Source organism: Melaminivora alkalimesophila (assembly GCF_000282995.1).
In the GTDB taxonomy this organism is placed as follows: Bacteria; Pseudomonadota; Gammaproteobacteria; order Burkholderiales; family Burkholderiaceae_C; genus Melaminivora; species Melaminivora alkalimesophila.
This window is the reverse complement of sequence record NZ_ALEE01000623.1, coordinates 1-421: the sequence shown is the minus strand read 5'-3', so window position 1 is coordinate 421 and position 421 is coordinate 1. Positions and strand designations below refer to the sequence as shown.

The following is a 421-nucleotide window of genomic DNA, read 5'->3' as shown; positions in this document are numbered from 1 at the left end:
GAGCCGCTGCCGCTGTACGACCCCTGCTGCGGCAGCGGCACGGTGGCCATCGAGGCGGCGCAGATCGCCTGCCGCATGGCGCCGGGCCTGCGGCGGCGCTTCGGTTTCGAGAAGCTCCTGCCCTTCCAGGCGCACGTGTGGGCGGCGCTCAGGGACGAGGCGGCCAGCGCGGTCGTCCCGCCGGCGGCGCCGGTCTTCGGCAGCGACATCTCGCACCGCATGGTGGACTTCGCCCAGCGCAACGCCGAGCGCGCGGGCGTGGCGCAGGCCGTGCAGCTGCGCGGCGGCGACGCGCTGCAGCGCATGCCGCCCACGGCGCAACCGGGCATCCTGCTGCTGAACCCGCCCTATGGCGAGCGCATCGCCGCCGCCGGCAGCGCCGGGCGCAACGCCGAGCAGCGCGCGCGCGAGCGCCGGGGGG

The 421-nt window shown here is 77.4% G+C and carries 1 pseudogene; it reads left to right on the top strand.

The features are described from left to right. Positions 1–421: pseudogene (locus tag A612_RS12210) on the top strand (class I SAM-dependent RNA methyltransferase); the annotation flags it as partial.